This window comes from Corynebacterium jeikeium, assembly GCF_000738175.1.
GTDB lineage: Bacteria > Actinomycetota > Actinomycetes > Mycobacteriales > Mycobacteriaceae > Corynebacterium > Corynebacterium jeikeium_C.
The window spans coordinates 41,172-57,363 of sequence record NZ_JFCH01000027.1; the positions used below are offsets into that span (position 1 = coordinate 41,172).

Genomic DNA, 16,192 nt, shown 5'->3' on the forward strand with positions numbered 1-16,192 from the left:
CAGCGTCCCCGGAAACTCCGGGGCAGCCAGCCGGCGCTGCCAGACCGTCCGCTCCGCCCGCCGAATCCAGCGTCCTCGGAAACTCCGGGGCAGCCAGCCGGCGCGGCAGGCTAGGCGCTGTCCGTTAGGCGCGGCCGGCTTCGAAGGCCGCGCCGACGCGGTACAGGCGGTCGTCGCCGTGTGCCGGGCCCATGATCTGCAGGCCGGTCGGCAGGCTGGAGTCGCTGGCGAAGCCACCGGGCACGGACATGCCGCACACGCCCGCCAGGTTCAGCGGCAGGGTGAACAGGTCGAACATGTACATTGCCAGCGGGTCGTCGGCCTTCTCGCCCAGCTTGAAGGCAGTGGACGGCGTCACGGGCGCGACGATCGCGTCGACCTGCTCGTAGGCCTTGGCGAAGTCCTGGGAGATCAGGTTGCGCACGCGCTGAGCCTGCAAGTAGTAGGCGTCGTAGTAGCCGACGGACAGGGCGTAGGTGCCCAGCATGATGCGGCGCTTAACCTCCGGGCCGAAGCCTTCGGCGCGGGTCAGGCTCATCACCTGGTCGGCGGAACGGGAGCCGTCGTCTCCGCGGCGCTGGCCGTAGCGCATGCCGTCAAAGCGGGCCAGGTTGGAGCTGACCTCACAGGGCAGAATCAGGTAGTAGGCGTTCAGCGCGTGGTCGAAGTTCGGGCAGTCGACCTCCACCAGCTCAGCGCCCTGGGACTTCAGCTGCTCCAGGTTGGCGTGGTAGGTCTCCAGCACGCCCGGCTGGAAGGCCTCGGCCCGCTCGAACTGCTTAACCACACCCAGCTTCACGCCGCTCAAGTCTCCAGAGGCGCCCTGCTTCGCCGCCTCGACAACCGGCGCGACGGCGTGGGAGGAGGAGGTCGAGTCGTTGGCGTCATGCCCCGCAATAACCTCGTGCAGCAGCGCGGTATCCAGAACCGTGCGCGCCGTCGGGCCACCCTGGTCCAGCGAGGAGGCGCAAGCCACCAGGCCGTAGCGGGAAACGGTGCCGTAGGTCGGCTTCACGCCAACGGTGTTGGTCAGTGCGGCGGGCTGGCGGATGGAGCCACCCGTGTCCGTGCCGATGGCCAGCGGAGCCATGCCGGCGGCCAGCGCTGCAGAGGAGCCACCGCCGGAGCCGCCTGGCGTGCGCTCCAGGTCGTAGGGGTTCTTCGTCGGGCCGTAGGCGGAGTTCTCGGTGGAGGAGCCCATGGCGAACTCGTCCATGTTCGTCTTACCCAGGATCGGGATGCCAGCGGCGCGCAGACGCATGGTGACGGTCGCGTCGTAGGGGCTCATGTAACCCTCCAGCATCTTGGAGGCACACGTGGTCGGCGCGTCGGTGGTGGTGAAGACGTCCTTCAGCGCCAGCGGCACGCCGGCCAGCTTGCTGGTCGGCTGGTCACCGGCGGCCAGTGCGTCGTCAACGTTGGAGGCCGCCGCCAGCGCCTCGTCGGCGCCAACGTGCAGGAATGCGTGGATGTCGCCGTCGATCTCGCCGATGCGGTCCAGGTGGGCCTGCGTAACTTCCTGGGAGCTGATCTCGCGCGCGTGGATCTTCTCCGCCAGTTCCGCGGCGGTCCAGGTGGTGTAGTCCGAGTCGTCCCGGGAACCGACGATGTACTTGTTCTCAGCCATGAGTGTTCCTACAGTTCCTTGCTTTTCTTTAAAGGTTCTTCTCTAAAGCTTGTGTCTTTAGCGTTCGTTCGTCTAACGGTCTTTTAGCTTTTTTGACGCCACCCGTGGCAGCTGTGCCGCAGCCCCAGTGACGCTGGCGTTCCTCTGAGGCTGGCCTAGTCAGCGAGGATCTGCGGCACCTCGAAGCGCTGCTCGCTCTGCTTCGGCGCCTGATCCAGAGCCTGCTCTGCGGTGAGGCTCGGAACGACCACATCTTCACGCATCACGGCGACATCACCGTCAACGTTCTGAGTGGGGTGGCTCAACGGCTCAACACCTTCGGTGTCTACCTTCCCGATCGCGGCCACGTGATCGACGATCCCGTCGATCTGAGCTGCGTATTCATCCAATTCCTGCTCCCCCAGGTCCAGGCGAGCCAGGCGGGCCAGGTGGGCAACATCTTCGCGCGAAATCTCAGACATGGGTTCTACTCTAGCCAAGGCAAGTAGCCCCCGTGGACTTCAGGTGGCGCTAGTATCGGTGCCATGTCTTTCCTTATGCGCGTGCGTATGCCCGATACCCCCGGCTCCCTTGGTCTGCTGGCCATGGCGCTGGGAACTGTCGGCGGTGACATTCGCGGTGTGGATATTGTCGGACGCCCAGAACAGGATGAGCCCGACTTCGTCATGGACGACATTGTCGTCTCCTTGCCGTCTGGGCATCTGCCCGACAGCCTGATCACGGCCACACAGGAGCTCGAGGGTTTCTACGTCGACTCGATTCGCCCCTTTACAGGTTCTATCGACCGACGTGGCCAGATTCAGATGCTGTCCGGGGTGGCGGAGAAGCGGCGTCACAAAGAAAAGGCGCTAGAGATCATGATGCAGGACCTGCCGCGCTCCATGACGGCAGGCTGGGCGGTCGTGCTGGATACGTTGCCGCGGACTCACCGGGTGGCGGCTTCCCCTGCCGCACCGGAGGACAACGGTAAGGAGCTGGATCACCCGCCGCTGGACGAGGCACGGGTACTGAACCCAGAGCGCGAGGATTGGATCCCCGAGAACTGGGCTGTCATGGACTCCGCCCTGGCGGGCACGCCGATTGAGGGCACGAGCCTGCTGCTGATCATCGGCCGTCCGGGCGGGCCGGACTTCCTGCTCAGCGAGGTTGAGCATTTGCGCCAGCTCGGCGCGATCTTCGGCGCATTCTTCAGCTAACGCTGCACACGTCGGCGTACCACCCGCGTGCCGGTGCGCCCCATACTTAGGCGCCCAGCTATTCGGCGCTGATGAAGAAGTCGTAGGCCGGGCTGTCCGTCACGTCCGTGGCGTGATAGCCGAGCTGCTGCAGGTGCTCCTGGAATTCCGCGTCGCCGGATACATCCTCGAAAGCCGCCAACACGCGGCCGTGGTCCATGCCGAAGCTGCGGTAATGGAAACCGGTGATGTTCCAGCGGGTTCCCAGGACTTCCAGGAAGTGCAGCAGGGCTCCCGGGTTTTCGGGGAACTCGAAGCTGTAGGCGGTTTCATCGACGTGCTGGCCGGGGGTGCCGCCGATCATGTAGCGGACGTGTTCCTTCGCCACGTCGTCGTCGGACAGGTCGACCACGCCGTAACCTGCCTCGCGGAGGTCTTCGGCGATGGCCTTGCGCTCGTCTTCGCCGTTCTTGAGCTTGACGCCCACGAAAATGCGTGCGGGCTTTTCCCCGTCGCGCTGGCCGACTCGGTAGCTGAATTCTGTGACGGCACGGTGGCCGAGGATTTTGCAGAACTCGAGGAAGGCTCCCTCGCGTTCGGGGATGCTCACGCCGAAGATGCCTTCGCCGCCCTCGCCGATCTCCGCGCGTTCGGAGACGTAGCGCAGGGAGTGGAAGTTCACGTTCGCGCCGGACAGGACGTGTGCCAGGGTCTCCCCTTCGACCTGGTGGGTGGCGGCGTAGCGCTTCAGGCCTGCCAGGGCGACAGCGCCGGCTGGCTCGGCGATGGCGCGCGTGTCGTCGAAGATGTCCTTGATGGCGGCACTGATCTCGTCGGAGCTGACGGTGATGACGTCGTCGAGGTATTCGCTGCAGATTCGGAAGGTTTCGCTGCCGATCTGCTTGACGGCCACGCCTTCTGCGAAGAGGCTGACGTGGTCTAGGGCCACGGGGTGTCCGGCGGCTAGCGCATGAGTGAGGCAGGCGGATTCTTCGGGCTCCACGCCGATGACCTGGATGTTGGGGTCTAGTTCTTTGAGAAGCACGGAGATTCCGGCGGCCAGTCCGCCGCCGCCGACCTGCACGAAAACGCGGTCTACGTCGGGGCGGGATTGGAAGATTTCCAGCCCGGCGGTGCCTTGGCCGGCGATGACGGCTTCGTCGTCGAAGGGGGCGACCCACACCATGCCCTCAACCTCGGAGAGTTCCATGGCCTTGGCTTTGGCTTCGTCGAAGTTTGCGCCGTACAGCAGTACTTCCCCGCCGAAGCTGCGGACTGCGTCGATTTTGATGCTGGGTGTCACTTCCGGCATGACGATGACGGTACGGACGCCGAGTTCCGTGCCGGAGAGCGCTACGCCCTGGGCATGGTTGCCTGCGGAGGCGGCGACGACTCCGCGGGCGCGTTCTTCGTCCGTGAGCTGGGACATGCGGTTGAACGCGCCGCGGATCTTGAAGCTGTGCACGGGCTGCAGATCTTCGCGCTTGACCAACACCTCGTTGCCGATGCGCTTCGACAGCGTTTCCATGTTTTCGAGTGGCGTGTTCGCGGCCACGCGGTAGACGGGGGCGGAGACGATCTTCTTCAGATACTCCGCGCCTGAAATCGTCTCCGTGCCGGAGATCGTTTCCGTGCCTGCGGTGGAATCAGCACCGGCGGCAGCTCCTGCACCAAAGGTGGTTCCAGCACCGGCGGCTTCCGCGCCGGCGTTTTCTTCCGTGTTTGGGACTTGCCCTGCCGGGGCGGTCCCCTCGCTTACGGGACGTGAAGCTTCGTGTGACATGCGCTTCAGTATAGTCCTGCCGGTGATCCCCCTTACGCGGCAGTCCCCCGCTGCCGCGCCGCGCCCACTGCGCGCTTGACCGGGCCGCGGTCTCCGCCGCCAGCCGGGCAAGGCCAGCGGTCGGACATGCCCAGCGCCTGCTGCGCCGTGTCGGAGCCGCGCCCGCCGCGCGCCCGCCGCGTACCCGCGCCCGGCAGGCTACCGCCCGCCGGGCTATTGCTGACGGTAATCGTCCAGGTTTACCTGCGGGGTGGGCTGCAGGTGTGCCGTGGCCGGGTTCTTCACCGACGGGTACTTGAGGTCGACGTTGTGGTCGTCCCCGGCATCCACGTATGGATCTTCACCGTTCAGCACCCGCTTGACCTGCTCCTTGTCGACGGTGTGTGTCCACTTGCCGACCAGCAGGGTGGCCACGGCGTTGCCGGAGAAGTTGGTCAGCGCACGAGCTTCGGACATGAAGCGGTCGATGCCGACGATGATGTCCACGCCGCCCAGCAGCTCCGGGCGGTGGGACTGCAGGCCGGCTGCCAGCGTGGCGATGCCCGCGCCGGACACGCCCGCCGCTCCCTTAGAGGCGATGATCATGAACACCAGCAGGCTGATCTGGTCGCCGAGCCCCATGTGGACGTTCATGGCGTCCGAGATGAAGATGGCGGCCATCGTCAGGTAAATCGCGGTTCCGTCCAGGTTGAAGGAGTATCCCGTCGGCACGACGATGCCGACCGTGGACTTGTCCACACCGATGTGTTCCATCTTGCGCATCAGGTTCGGCAGTGCAGACTCCGAGGAACTGGTGGCGAAGATCAGCAGGTATTCGCGGCCCAAGTACTTCACCAGCTTGAAAATGTTGAACCCCGTGAACACCCGCAGGATCAGACCCAGGATGCCGAAGACGAAGATCACACAGGTGATGTAGAAGCCGAGGATCAGCACGCCCAGCTGCAGAACTGCCTTGATGCCCGTGCCGCCGACTACGCCCGCCATGGCGCCGAAGGCACCGATCGGGGCGAGCCACAGGATCCAGGACAGGATCTTGAAGACCAGCTTCTGCAGGGTGGCGACGAAGCTGAGGATCGGCTCGCCGGCCTTGCCCATAGACTGCGTGGCGAAGCCCACCAGCAGGGCGATGAACAGCACCTGCAGAATTTGGCCACTGGTAAAGGCGCCGAAGAAGGTGTCCGGGACAATGCCCTGGACGAAGCCCACCAGGCCTTCGGCCTCCTGCTCTTCGCCGTTTCCGAAGGTGTTGCTTCCGCCGGTGCTCAGGTTCAGGCCATCGCCCGGCTGGAGAATGTTGCCAACCATCAGGCCCACTGCGAGGGCGAAGGTGGACATCGTAACGAAGTATGTCAGTGCCAGGCCGCCTGCTTTACCTACTGACGCCGCAGACCTCACCGAACCAATTCCCAGCACAATCGTGCAGAAGATCACCGGTGCGATGATCATCTTGATCAGGCTGACGTAGGTGGTGCCCAGCTCTTTGAATCCCTTGGCGGTATCGGGCGCCACTAGGCCAAAGATGATGCCGGCGATCACGGCGATAATCACGCCGATGTACAGCCAGTGGGTGTTGTCTTTCTTCTCTTTCTTCGGCTCCGCGATCTGCGGGGAGCTAGCTACCACAGCCCCCAACGAAGCTTTTACTTCCTGCGCCTTTTGCTCGGTGACGTGGTGATCAACGCCATGCTGCTACGCGTTTTCGTGATCCGCATTGTGGTCTGCGCCCTGGGGATTGTGCTTGTCGTTCATGGATCCCTAGTGCCCCATTTCGATGTCTATGAGATGGACTCTTGAAAGTGCTGATCTTTTCCCCCTTGTCAGTCCGCAACAGCCATGGGGCTCGGTGGAAGCCGTGTGGGCGTCACAAAAACCACGCAGGAGTTAACCTCAACACCTTTATTGTGCTACTTCACCAAGATAAGAAACAAATAGAGAAAGCGATAGGTTTACCCGAGGATTTTCGTCCAGCGGGCGGACAGTGTTGACCTGCCTTTTCTTCGAGGGGAATTCGAATCAATGGATGCTGGAGCTGCTGGAGCACTGTGCAGCGCAGCTAAGTCAGCGGCTTTATAGCGAGCAGTACCCCCTGAGGGTACGAAGCAGAAGCCTTTTCAAGCGAAAAGGTGAATCGTTCCCTAGTGTTCTCCCTAGCATTGTTTCTCCACAGCATTGTTTCTTTGCAGCATTGATTCATTGCAGTGGAGAACTTTTTCACGTTGGGAACATTGCGTGGCCACGCTTCATCCCATCCCTATAGAACACCAACAAACCCAGAAAGGCGCTGGTTCCTCGTGCGGTCTCCTCAAGCAAAGACCCACCAGCTTCCACAGACCTGGCGATTCGCTGTCGCAGTGTTCGCGTTTCTCACTGGCATTGCTCTGCTGCCGATCTTCGCCGTCAACGCGAACGCCGACGACGAAAGCAGAGTCGCCGGAGATTATGAAGCTGCAGGTACACCCGTCCAGCTATCCGACGATGCGACCGACGCGTTTTACCTGGGCGAGGGTTTGTACCAAAGCACCTTGCCCGGTTCCAGCAACAGCGGAGGTGATAGCGATGATAGGTGGTTCAACATCAGCATCCCTCAAGGGAGGAAAGCTGTGATCTCCGTCAATGCTGTTCCCCTGGGATCCGCTAAGGACGATTCAGCCTCATACGGCACCCGGGTGGGATATAAAAACGACTCGTGCAGTGACAAAGTCAGTGGTTATTCCACTTCAAATAGCTGGCCCGATCCACCGGAGGCGGAAACTATAACAATTGTTCCAGAGGATGGCTGCGACCCGACGAAATATCGGGTGAATATCAGTTCTGCGGGTAGCAGCTTTGACGGCGAGCTCCCGGTGGAAATTGTCGTCGGCTTCCCGCCTATAGTCGATGGTGCCGAAGCCGGTCCGGAAAACGACCGAGAAACCCCGGATGGCGATGACAAGGACAAAGTCAAGGTGCCACACACCGACCCGAAGTCGACCCCTGGTGGCCTGTCTTATGACAAGGCGACTGAGATCACCCCAGGCACCGTTTCTGACACCCTGGTTCCAGGCGAAACAAAGTTCTACCGCATGAATGTCGACTGGGGTCAGCGCCCCCTTGCAGAGGTGGAATTCGATAAGAAGCAGACCGATGATTCCCGCCGTGGAAAAATCTTTGTCGCTTCTCCGCGACGTGTTCAAACGTCATATTCGTCTTCGGAATCACTGGATGAGGATCTTCCAGTTACCGCCCGCGCAGTAGGCACGCCCTATGTCTTCTTTCGCAATGGCGAAGGAAGCTCGTCCCAAGGCGATGCCAAGGAAGCTGGCCAGTGGTACGTGATGGTCTCGCTTGATGGAAGCGGTGATAACGGCATGCAGTCCGAGGAAATCGAGTTTCGCCTGTCCACCGCCCTGGAAGGCGACAAGGTCGATGGACCGGAATGGCGTCAACCCCTAGAGCCCGGTCCGGCACCAACCCTCGAGCCCACAAGCAACGAAAACAACAGCAATAGCAGCGAAAGTGCCAATAGCGCCAGCTCCGGAAACGAGAACACTTCCCAGAGCAACGCCGTGCTGTACGTTGGCCTCGGAATCCTGGCAATCATCCTGATCGCTGCTGTGGCGGTCTACTTCACCGCCGTTCGCCGCCAGTAGCGATTTTCCGCCAGTAGCGCTATGCCACCGGTGGCGCTACTCCGCCAGTGGCCAGGCGGTGTTGACGGGCACGTCCCTGCCCTTCTTCTGGAACCATTCCTGCAGCCCCTTCTGGGACTCGTAGAACCAGGTGGCCTGGGAGAGCATCAGTTCATCTGCTGACATTTGTGTCACCTCGGGATACTTGCGCGCCAGCATCCACGCCACACGGGCGGCGGCCACCGCATCCGCCGTCGCCTCGTGGGCATTGTCCAAGCTCACACCGTAGTGTTCGCACACACTCTCCAAGGTGCGCTTGCCTTTGCGGTACTGGTCCTTCGCCCTATCAACAACATAGGGATCGAACACCGGCCCGTCGACGGTAAAGCTGGGCTCCAATGCCCGCAACACACTGAGGTCGTAGGCGGCGTTGTAGACGATCAATGTGGCTCCGGCGCGCCAGGCCTCCCGAATTCCTTCGATGGTTTTTGCCAGTACTTCGCCGTGGTCCTCGCCGTGTTCACGGGCGTATTCGGTAGTGATGCCATGCACATCAGAAGCCTGCTGCGGAATCTCCACGCCGGGATCGGCGAGCATCTCAATGTCGTTCCGCTCGCGCCCCTTGATGGTCACGAGTGCGCTGGTGACGATACGAGCGGTCTTTGGGTCTACTCCAGTGGTTTCCAGGTCGAAGCTCAGCATGTGTGCCGGATCAAAATGCGGTGCAGTCATGTCGACCACTCTATAACGAGCGCCGGACACCCCCTGAAGGCCCGAAAGAAAGAGTCCTTTTCCTGCGGAATCTATCGATGTTCCCTAGGATTTCTACCCAGATTGGGAGATTTCTCACAGGAACTTTCCACGCATCGGGAACATTGCGTTGCCGTGAAGCGTCCCACTCCCGTAAGGAAAAATTCTCTCAGGCTAAGCCAGCAACTAAACGGCATATCCAAACCAGAAAGGCGCTGATTCCCCATGCACGAAGTTAAATCTGCTCACCAGATAAAAGTGAGACAAAAGCCTGGTACAGGGAGGCTTGCTGCGGCGGTGCTCGCTTTCCTCACCATCATGGCGCTGCTTCCGATCCTCGCAGTTAACGCCAACGCCGAAGACAACGAAAACTCCGGTGACGCTGGTGGCGACGGCGATGGCAAGGTCGCCGTCGTTCTTGACGCCTCAGACTCCATGGCCGAAAAAGATGCTGGCAACGGTGAAACCCGCATGGACGCAGCCAAGAAGGCTGCCAACGACACGGTGAAAACTCTGGCCGACAAAGCCGAAACCACCGTCATCGCCTACGGCTCCAAGGAATCCAACGCCCCCGACAACCGCGAGAAGGGCTGCCAGGACATCACCACGCTGGCGCCCCTGGGCAAGAACAAGCCCGAGGATCTGGAAGGCAAGATCAACGAACTAGAACCCAAGGGTTACACCCCCATCGGCAACGCCATCAAAAAAGCCGCCGAAGAACTAGGCGACTCCGGCACGCGCAACATCATCCTCGTCTCCGACGGCATCGACACCTGCGCCCCACCACCAGTCTGCGACGTCGCCGAAGACATCGCCGGCGACGGCATCGACCTGGCCATCCACACCGTCGGATTCAAAGTCGACGACAAAGCCCAAAAAGAACTCGAATGCATCTCCGACGTCTCCGGCGGCACCTACACCTCCGCAGACGACACCGAAGCACTCACCGAAGCACTCACCGACGCCGCCCAACGCGTCGCCGGAAACTACGAATCCGCAGGCACACCAGTCCAACTAGCCGACAACGCCACCGACGGGTTCTACCTCGGCGAAGGCCTCTACCAAAGCACACTGCCCTCCCCTAAGGGATCCAACAAGGACGGCGCCGACAAGTGGTTCAGCATCAGCGTCCCAGAAGGCAAGCAGGCACAGGTAACCGCAAACCTGGTTCCAGTTGGCTTCGAAGGCGGCGACCACATCTACTACAACATCAACGTTGAATATAAGAACGACAGCTGCAGCGACAAGGGCTCTGGCTACTTCGGAAGCTCTAATTGGCCCGGCCCGCCAGAGGCGGAGTCCGTCACTATCGACCCTGAAGAGGACTGCGATCCGACGAAGTATCGCGTGAAGCTGCACCACTCCGGCACCGAAATGGACCGTGACCTGCCCGTCGAGATCATGGTCGGGTTCGCGCCTCAGGTCGACGGCGCCGATGCCGGACCGGAGAATGATCGCGAAACCCCGAAGGGCAAGGACAAAGACGAGGTCAAGGTGCCCAGCACCTCCCCGAAGCCGACCCCCGGCGGCACGTCGTACAACAACGCGACCGAGATCTCCCCGGGCACTGTGTCCGACACCCTGGTTCCCGGCGAGACGAAGTTCTACCGCATGAATGTCGACTGGGGCCAGCGCCCCATCGCGGAAGTCGAGTTCGACAAGAAAAACACGGACGATTCCCGTAACGGCGACATTTACGTAGCGTCGCCGCGTCGCGAAGTCACGTCTGAGCAGACAATTCGGACCCTCGACAAGGATGTCCCCACCACCGCACGTGCTGTGAGTACGCCGTATGTCTTCTACCGCAACCGTGAAGAAAACGTGGCGCATCAGGAAGCTTCGGACGCTGGCCAGTGGTACGTCATGGTCACCCTCGAGGGCTACAAAGACAACGGAAAGCAAGCTAAGGACATCGAATTCCGCCTGTCCACCGCAGTGGAAGGCAACAAGGTCGATGGACCGGAGTGGCGTCAAACCCTAGAGCCCGGACCGGAGCCTACCCCCGAGCCGCCAGGAACCAACGACGACGGCAACGACGGCCAGGAGAACAACGGAAACTCCAACGACGATGAGTCCAATGTCCAGGCCAAGGACATCGACAATGCTTCCCAGAGCAACACGATCCTGTACATCGGTCTGGGTGTCCTAGTCCTCATCCTGCTCGCTGCGGTGGCCGTCTACTTCACCGCCGTTCGCCGCAAGTAACAGCACCCCCGCAAAGCCGGAACTAGAGAGGGTTGATTCCCCTTGCTCCCCGCCCGCTCGATCCTCAGTCCCTACGCCGGTAAGCCATCGCGCACCTGGCGTGTCGCCTCGGCGCTGCTGGCACTCCTCACTGTGCTCGCTCTTGTGCCGATCTTGACGGTCGACGCACAAGCGCAGGATAAAGACAGTGCCGACCAGCATGGCGGTTCCGGCCAGCGCGGCGGTGACGGTACCGATAGCCAGGTCGCCATTATTGTTGACGCCTCACGCCACATGGCCGAGAAAAGCAAAACAAACGAGGGCAAAACCCGGATGGACGTGGCGAAAAAGGCGGCGAACGAAACAGCCAAAGCGGTAGCCGATAGGTCAGAGACCATGGTCTTGGGATATGGCTCCGAGGTAGAAAAAGCTCCTGAGAACGAAAGCAGTGGCTGCCTCGATATCACTTCCCTTTCGCCCCTGGGCAACAACAAAGCTGCCGACCTGGAAAAAGACATCAACAAGCTGCAGCCCAAGGGCTATGCACCCATCACTAATGCTCTTAAGCATGCCGAAAGGGAAATGGATTGGAGCAAAAAGCGCAGCATTGTCCTCATTTCCTCGGGCATCGACTCCTGCCCGTACCCGCCTGCGTGCGAATTCGCCGAGACTGAGGTAAGTGATTCGACGAAGACCATTCACACCATCGGAGTGGGCACCGACGACAAGGGGAAAAAAGAACTCGAGTGCATCGCCAAAGCCACCGGCGGCACCTACTCCGACGCCGATAACATTCAAGACCTCCTGGTTGAGCTAATCGACGTGAAAGGGCGTGTGCCGAACTACGGCGCCCCCTCCGGCACGCCCGTCCAATTAGCCGACAACCCCGACGACGGATTCTACCTCGGCGAAGGCCTCTACCAAAGCAGCCTGCCTTCCCCAGCCAAAGGAAAGGAGAAAGGCGCCGAGAAATGGTTCAGCCTCAGCGTCCCGGACAACACCCAAGCACGGATCGCGATCACCCCAATCCCATTGGGCTTCGAGGGCGGCAACTGGGACGATTATGGCGCCGAGGTGGAGGTCAGAAACGACACCTGTGAATACAGGGAGACTTACAAAGAATCATCCGGCTGGCCGGGACCACCTTCAGCAGAGAACATCACTATCACCCCCGATCAGTCATGTGACCCGACAAAGTACCGAATCAAGATGTCCAGCATGGGCGACCTGCACGACACTGAGATCCCGCTCGAGATTCTTGTCGGCTTTGAGCCCATAGCTAGCGAGTCCGAAGCCGGGCCAAATTACGGCAGCGCGATCCCTGAATCAGGGGACGAAATCAAGATCCCACACACATCTCCGCAGCCAATCCCCGGTGGCACGTCTTACGCCACTGCACCTGAAATCACTAAAAGCACGGTCTCCGACACCCTCGTCCCCGGCGAGATGAAGTTTTACCGCATGAATGTCGACTGGGGTCAGCGCCCCGTCGCGGAAGTCGAATTCGACAAGGACGAGGAACCGGGAAGCCGTTCCCGCTCGGGGAATTTGTATATCGCATCCCCACGCCGCGCAGTTACGTCGGATCCTCTGCCCGAAAACCTAGAGAAAAATGCTCCCGTTACCGTCCAAGCTGTGGACACCCCATACGTGTACTACCGCAACCGCGAAGGAGCCGAGCAGAACTGGAAAACAGCAGACGCCGGACAGTGGTACATCGTGGTCTCCCTTGAGGGGTACAACGACAACGGCAAGCCGAATAAGGAAGTCGAGTTCCGCCTATCCGCGGCGGTAGAAGGCGAGCGTGCCGACGGGCCGGAGTGGCGCCAAACCCTCGAGCCCGGCCCGGCTCCTTCCACCGAACCCCCAAGCAACACCGGCGCAGACGAATCCGACCCGCAAGCAAAGGACATCGACAACGCCACCCAAAACCAAACGATCATGTACGCCGGCCTGGGATTGCTGGCCATCGTCCTGATCGCAGGCGGCGCCGTCTACTTCACCACCGTCCGCCGAAAGTAGATCCCCCGCAAGTAGACTAGCGGAGGTGAGTACTCAATCCCGCTGGCAAGAACTCGCTGACCAGGTGCGCCACCACCGGCAGCTCTACTACTACGGCGAACCGGCGATCTCGGACGCGGACTTCGACGCCCTGCTGCAGGAGCTCAAAGACCTAGAGCAGGCCCACCCGGAGGTCGTCACCGGCGCGTCCCCCACGGAGGAAGTCGCCCCCGCCCCACCTACCAGCAGTCCGTTCCGCAACGTCGACCACCGCGAGCAGATGCTGAGCCTCGACAACGTCTTTGATACCGAGCAACTCGCCGGCTGGCTGGACCGCACCCCCGCGAAGACATACCTGACGGAGCTGAAGATCGACGGGGCGTCAATAAACCTCCTTTACATCGACGGCCAGCTGGAACTCGCGCTAACCCGCGGCGACGGTACGACCGGAGAAGACATCACCCACAACGCGCGGACCCTCGACGACATCCCGGATACCCTCCACGGCACCGACGAGTTCCCCGTCCCGGCTCTGGTGGAAATCCGCGGCGAGGTGTTCATCGACGTCGAGGACTTCGCCACCATGAACGCCCAGCGCCAGGCCGAGGGGCTGAAGATGTTCGCCAACCCCCGCAATGCCGCCGCGGGCGCGATGCGACAGAAGAATTCCGCGGACACGGCCAAGCGCCCGCTGAAGTTGATCTGCCACGGTATCGGCGCGCGCGAGGGCTTCTCCCCCGCTTCCCAGCACGATGCGTACCGCGCGATTGCCGCGTGGGGGCTGCCAGTCAGCCCGTACACCAAGCAGGTTCACTCCGCTAAGGAGGTCCAGCAGCAGGTCGAGTACTGGGGTAAGCACCGGCACGACGCGGCGCACGAGATGGACGGGCTGGTCGTCAAGGTCGATTCCTTGGAAGAGCAGCTGGAGCTGGGCCACACCAGCCGCGCCCCACGCTGGGCGATCGCGTATAAGTACCCGCCGGAAGAGGCGATGACCACGCTGCACAACATCCGCGTCGGCATCGGCCGCACGGGTCGCGCCACGCCTTATGCCGTCATGGCGCCGAAGTACGTCGCGGGCTCTACGGTCTCGATGGCCACGCTGCACAACCCGACGGAGGCCCACCGCAAGGGCGTGATGCTGAGCGATACGATCACCATCCGCAAGGCCGGCGAGGTCATCCCGGAGGTGCTGGGCCCGGTCGAGGACAAGCGCACGGGCACGGAGCGGCCTTTCCTGTTCTCGACGTTCTGCCCCGAATGCGGCACCCGTTTGGCTCCTTCGAAGGTTGGTGACGCCGACTGGCGTTGCCCCAACACTCAATACTGCCCTGGCCAGTTGCATACCCGCTTGACGTATCTGGCTTCCCGCAAGGCTTTTGATATCGACGCTTTGGGCGAAAAGGGTGCTTATGATCTGATCCATTCCGGTGTGTTGGCCGACGAGTCGGAGCTGTTCGACTTGCGCGCAGAGGATCTGGAAAAGACCAGTTCTTATGCGACGAAGGCCGGGAAGCTGAATAAATCTGGCGAGACCCTGCTGGAGAAGCTGCAGTCTGCGAAGGAGGCGGACCTGTGGCGGGTGCTGGTTGCGCTGTCGATCCGGCACGTGGGTCCGACTGCGGCGAAGGCTTTGGCGAAGCATTTCGAGTCCGTGGAGGACATCGCCTCTGCTTCCGCGGAGGAGATGGCCGGCATCGACGGTGTGGCCGAGACGATCGCGGAGTCGATCTCGGATTGGTTCACGGTGGATTGGCACCGTCGGATCGTGGACCGCTGGGCGACAGCTGGCGTGCGGATGCGCCGGGAGGCCGAGGAAGCTTCCGGCGAGGCGAATGGCGTGGATTCTGCGCTGCTGGAGGGCCTGACGATCGTGGTCACCGGTTCGCTGGAGGACTTCGACCGGACGGCGGCGAAGGAGGCTATCGAGGCTCGCGGTGGTAAGGCGGCGGGCAGCGTGTCGAAGAAGACGGACTTCCTGGTGGCGGGCGAGAAGGCTGGCTCCAAGCTGAAGAAGGCTGAGGACCTGGGCGTGCCCGTGCTGAACGAGGCAGCCTTCAAGGAACTGCTGGAAAATGGCGCCCCAAGTTCCGGCGATGATGCAAGCACCAGCGCCGATAGTGTGGACGACTAGACACAGAGTTCTTGTGCAGGCCACGAACAACACAGACCGAACAGATGCGAAAGGTAGAAACGAATGACTGAAACTTCAGCTCTTTCCCTCCCGGAGATCGGGCTCGGCACCTACAAGATGCAGGGCCAGGCGGGCGCGGACTCCGTGGCTGCGGGCATCCGCGCGGGCTACCGTCTGATCGACACGGCCTACAACTACGAAAACGAAGGCGCGGTGGGCGCGGGCGTCCGCGCTGCGACCGGCGCCGGCGGGATCCGCCGCGACGAGGTGATCGTCACCTCCAAGCTGCCCGGCCGTTATCAGCGGCACGACGACGCTGTCGCCTCCGTCGAGGAATCCCTCTTCCGTTTGGGGCTGGATCGCATCGACCTGCACCTCATCCACTGGCCGAATCCCAAGCAGGGCCACTACGTCGAAGCCTTCGAAACGCTGCTGGAGCTGCGCGAACGCGGGCTGATCCGCCACGTGGGTGTGTGCAACTTCCTGCCCGAGCACCTGGAGGCCGTCCACGCCGCTACTGGCGAGTACCCGGTGGTCAACCAGATCGAGCTGCACCCGCACTTCCCGCAGGCCGAGGCCGTCGCGGCCCACCGCGAGCTGGGCATCGTGACGCAGGCCTGGTCGCCGCTGTTGCGCGGCGCGGTTCTGGAGGAGCCGGTCATTGCCGAGATTGCTGACGCCCACTCCGCAACCCCCGGGCAGGTCGTCCTCGCGTGGCACCGCGGCCGCGGGGTGTTGGCGATCCCGAAGGCTGCCTCAGAGGATCGGCAGCGCGAAAACTTGGACTCCCTGAACGTGACGCTGAGTGACGCGGAGATCGAGGCCATCACGGCGCTGGGCCGCCCGGACGGGCGCCGGAAGAACCAGGATCCGGCGGTCTACGAGGAGTTCTAGCGCTGCCGCATGCGCCGCGCTCAGTCGCGCTCAGCG

The 16,192-nt window shown here is 61.9% G+C and carries 11 protein-coding genes; 6 read left to right on the forward strand and 5 right to left on the reverse strand.

Translation table 11 applies throughout. The annotated features are described in order from the left end of the window. Positions 1–124: 124 nt before the first annotated feature. Together gatA and gatC are read right to left on the reverse strand one after the other, a co-directional pair. On the reverse strand, positions 125–1,627 hold the full coding sequence (gene gatA / locus JQ46_RS03700) for an Asp-tRNA(Asn)/Glu-tRNA(Gln) amidotransferase subunit GatA (protein ID WP_034985551.1): 1,503 nt from the start codon (positions 1,625–1,627) through the stop codon (positions 125–127). 155 nt (positions 1,628–1,782) lie between these two features. Further along, positions 1,783–2,088 (reverse strand): Asp-tRNA(Asn)/Glu-tRNA(Gln) amidotransferase subunit GatC, encoded by a 306-nt coding sequence (gatC, locus tag JQ46_RS03705; RefSeq protein WP_034985553.1) that lies wholly within the window; start codon positions 2,086–2,088, stop codon positions 1,783–1,785. A gap of 63 nt (positions 2,089–2,151) precedes the next feature. Between gatC and JQ46_RS03710 the strand changes: the two genes are divergently transcribed. Then, positions 2,152–2,823: an amino acid-binding ACT domain protein gene (locus JQ46_RS03710; RefSeq protein ID WP_034985555.1), complete on the forward strand. Its 672-nt coding sequence runs from the start codon at positions 2,152–2,154 to the stop codon at positions 2,821–2,823. Positions 2,824–2,881: 58 nt separating this feature from the next. Here the strand turns inward: JQ46_RS03710 and ilvA are convergent, their stop codons facing one another. Both ilvA and JQ46_RS03720 read right to left on the reverse strand, forming a co-directional pair. Next, positions 2,882–4,585, reverse strand: a complete 1,704-nt coding sequence (gene ilvA / locus JQ46_RS03715) for a threonine ammonia-lyase, biosynthetic (protein WP_237744709.1) — start codon at positions 4,583–4,585, stop codon at positions 2,882–2,884. Between the two features lie 213 nt (positions 4,586–4,798). Further along, positions 4,799–6,208: a cation:dicarboxylate symporter family transporter gene (locus JQ46_RS03720; RefSeq protein ID WP_237744710.1), complete on the reverse strand. Its 1,410-nt coding sequence runs from the start codon at positions 6,206–6,208 to the stop codon at positions 4,799–4,801. A 668-nt stretch (positions 6,209–6,876) separates the two neighbouring features. Between JQ46_RS03720 and JQ46_RS11220 the strand changes: the two genes are divergently transcribed. Next, the gene (locus JQ46_RS11220; protein WP_155271084.1) at positions 6,877–8,214 is read left to right on the forward strand and encodes a hypothetical protein; all 1,338 of its coding nucleotides are present in this window, start codon (positions 6,877–6,879) and stop codon (positions 8,212–8,214) included. A gap of 36 nt (positions 8,215–8,250) precedes the next feature. Here JQ46_RS11220 and JQ46_RS03730 read toward each other — a convergent pair whose 3' ends face one another. Further along, on the reverse strand, positions 8,251–8,925 hold the full coding sequence (locus tag JQ46_RS03730; protein WP_051876234.1) for a 3'-5' exonuclease: 675 nt from the start codon (positions 8,923–8,925) through the stop codon (positions 8,251–8,253). Positions 8,926–9,240: 315 nt separating this feature from the next. On the opposite strand from JQ46_RS03730, the gene JQ46_RS03735 reads away from it, so the two are divergent. The 4 genes from JQ46_RS03735 to JQ46_RS03750 all read left to right on the forward strand — a co-directional run bounded on the left by JQ46_RS03735 (position 9,241) and on the right by JQ46_RS03750 (position 16,156). Further along, on the forward strand, positions 9,241–11,148 hold the full coding sequence (locus JQ46_RS03735; protein ID WP_237744711.1) for a vWA domain-containing protein: 1,908 nt from the start codon (positions 9,241–9,243) through the stop codon (positions 11,146–11,148). Positions 11,149–11,190: 42 nt separating this feature from the next. Further along, positions 11,191–13,149, forward strand: coding sequence for a vWA domain-containing protein (locus tag JQ46_RS03740; protein WP_051876236.1), 1,959 nt, complete (start codon positions 11,191–11,193; stop codon positions 13,147–13,149). Positions 13,150–13,174: 25 nt separating this feature from the next. Continuing rightward, positions 13,175–15,262 (forward strand): NAD-dependent DNA ligase LigA, encoded by a 2,088-nt coding sequence (gene ligA, locus JQ46_RS03745; protein WP_034985561.1) that lies wholly within the window; start codon positions 13,175–13,177, stop codon positions 15,260–15,262. A 63-nt stretch (positions 15,263–15,325) separates the two neighbouring features. Further along, positions 15,326–16,156 carry an aldo/keto reductase gene (locus JQ46_RS03750; protein ID WP_034985563.1) on the forward strand — a complete coding sequence of 277 codons (831 nt, stop codon included), beginning with the start codon at positions 15,326–15,328 and terminating at the stop codon, positions 16,154–16,156. Positions 16,157–16,192: the final 36 nt, after the last annotated feature.

Coding starts and splice junctions, on each gene's coding strand:
- gatA (WP_034985551.1), bottom strand. CDS start 1,627: ATGGCTGAGAACAAGTACATCGTCGGTTCCCGGGACGACTCGGACTAC.
- gatC (WP_034985553.1), bottom strand. CDS start 2,088: ATGTCTGAGATTTCGCGCGAAGATGTTGCCCACCTGGCCCGCCTGGCT.
- JQ46_RS03710 (WP_034985555.1), top strand. CDS start 2,152: ATGTCTTTCCTTATGCGCGTGCGTATGCCCGATACCCCCGGCTCCCTT.
- ilvA (WP_237744709.1), bottom strand. CDS start 4,585: ATGTCACACGAAGCTTCACGTCCCGTAAGCGAGGGGACCGCCCCGGCA.
- JQ46_RS03730 (WP_051876234.1), bottom strand. CDS start 8,925: ATGACTGCACCGCATTTTGATCCGGCACACATGCTGAGCTTCGACCTG.
- JQ46_RS03750 (WP_034985563.1), top strand. CDS start 15,326: ATGACTGAAACTTCAGCTCTTTCCCTCCCGGAGATCGGGCTCGGCACC.